Annotated in this window: 2 protein-coding genes; one reads left to right on the forward strand and one right to left on the reverse strand. The window is 63.0% G+C overall.

What is annotated here, in order from left to right:
* Nucleotides 1–144 (reverse strand): DUF4164 family protein (locus tag EN879_RS33290; protein ID WP_127274574.1); only part of this gene is annotated, 144 nt, incomplete at its 3' end.
* 263 nt (nt 145–407) lie between these two features.
* Here EN879_RS33290 and tkt point away from each other — a divergent pair.
* A partial coding sequence (gene tkt, locus EN879_RS33295) for a transketolase (protein ID WP_127274575.1) occupies nt 408–2,092 on the forward strand: 1,685 nt, incomplete at its 3' end.

The raw sequence follows: 2,092 nt of genomic DNA on the forward strand, positions 1-2,092 counted from the left end.
ATCGGCGTTCATCCGCTGCACCTCGGCCTCGGCTTCGGAGTAGTCGCGTTCATGCTCGAGCTTGGCCGCGACGGCGTTTTCCAGCCCCTCGATGGCCTTGCCCAGCCTCGCGATGACTTCCTTGAGTGTGGCTTCCCCGGTCATGGCCTTCGTCCTGTGCCCTGCCCATCACCGAATCGTTCACGTTCAGAACGCGTTATCCCTGAAACATTAGGCACCGGGTGAAGGCAACGTCAACAAAGCTCTCGCGACTGTCCCCCGCTAACGCTAATGTAGGTCCGCCGCCGGCATCACAAGACCGGCAAATGTGCACCCGATTTGTTGACTAAAAGCCCGCGCCTGCTATGTGTCGCGCACCCTTTTCAAGGGCTCTCCCAAGCCCCCAAACCCCCACTTCTGGAGGAACCATGACGTCGCGTGAACAACATGACCGGATGGCCAATGCGATCCGCTTTCTCTCCATGGACGCCGTCGAGAAGGCAAACTCCGGCCATCCCGGCCTGCCCATGGGCTGCGCCGACATCGCCACGGTGCTGTTCACGAAGTTCCTGAAATATGATCCGAAGGCCCCCCATTGGCCCGACCGGGATCGCTTCATCCTGTCGGCCGGCCACGGTTCGATGCTGCTCTATTCGCTGCTGCACCTGACCGGCTACGAGGACATGACGATCGACCAGATCAAGCATTTCCGCCAGTTGGGCTCGAAGACCGCCGGCCATCCCGAATACGGCCATGCCACCGGCATAGAGACGACCACCGGCCCGCTCGGCCAGGGTCTCGCCAATTCGGTCGGCTTCGCGCTCGGCGAGCGCATCATGAACGCAGCCTTCGGCAACGACCTCGTCGACCATTACACCTACGTACTGGCCGGTGACGGCTGCCTGATGGAAGGTGTTTCCCAGGAAGCCATCGCGCTTGCCGGCCATCTCAAGCTCAACAAGCTGATCGTCTTCTGGGACAACAACAACATCTCGATCGACGGCCCGGTCTCGCTTGCCGACAACACCGACCAGGTCGCCCGCTTCCAGGCCTCGGGCTGGAACGCCAGCCACATCGACGGCACCGATCCGGAAGCCATCGCCTATGCCATCGAAGCCGCTCGTCACTCCGACAAGCCGACGATGATCGCCTGCAAGACGACCATCGGCTTCGGCGCTCCAACCAAGGCCGGCACCAACAAGGCGCACGGTTCGCCGCTCGGCGCCGACGAGATCGCCGGTGCGCGCAAATTCTTCAACTGGGACTCGCCGCCCTTCGAGATTCCGGCCGACATCCTTGACGCATGGCGCGCCGCCGGTAAAACCGGCGCCAAGCCGCGCACCGACTGGGAGGGACGTCTGGCCAAGGCCGAGCCCAAGTTGAAGGCCGAGTTCGAACGCCGCCTCGCCGGCAAGCTGCCGTCGAATTTCGACGCCGTCATCGCCGACTACAAGAAGAAGCTGTCGGCCGACAAGCCGAAGGTCGCCACCCGCAAATCCTCGGAAATGGCGCTGGAGGTCATCAACGGCGCCGTGCCGGAAACCATAAGCGGCTCCGCCGACCTGACCGGCTCCAACAACACCAAGACCAGCCAGACCAAGAACATTACGCCCGACGATTACGGCCAGCGTTATGTCCACTACGGCATTCGCGAACATGGCATGGCGGCCGCCATCAATGGCTTGACGCTGCATGGCGGCCTCATCGCCTATGGCGGCACCTTCCTGTGCTTCTCCGATTATGCCCGCCCGTCAATGCGTCTGGCTTCGCTGATGGGCATCCGCTCGATCTTCGTCATGACCCATGATTCCATCGGTCTGGGCGAAGACGGCCCGACCCACCAGCCGGTCGAGCATCTGGCGGCATTGCGCGCGATCCCCAACCACAATGTCTTCCGCCCGGCCGACGCGGTCGAAACCGCGGAATGCTGGCAGATCGCCCTGGAGTCGGAAAAGACGCCGTCGACCTTGGCGCTGACCCGCCAGAACCTGCCGACGGTGCGCACCGAATTCACGGCCAAGAACCTCAGCAGCCAGGGAGCCTATGAGCTGGCCGCCGCCAGCGGCGAGGCGGCGATAACGATCTTCGCCACCGGCTCCGAGGTCGAGATCGC

The sequence above is a fragment of the Mesorhizobium sp. M7A.F.Ca.AU.002.02.1.1 genome, from assembly GCF_003998535.1.
GTDB classification, from domain to species: Bacteria; Pseudomonadota; Alphaproteobacteria; order Rhizobiales; family Rhizobiaceae; genus Mesorhizobium; species Mesorhizobium ciceri.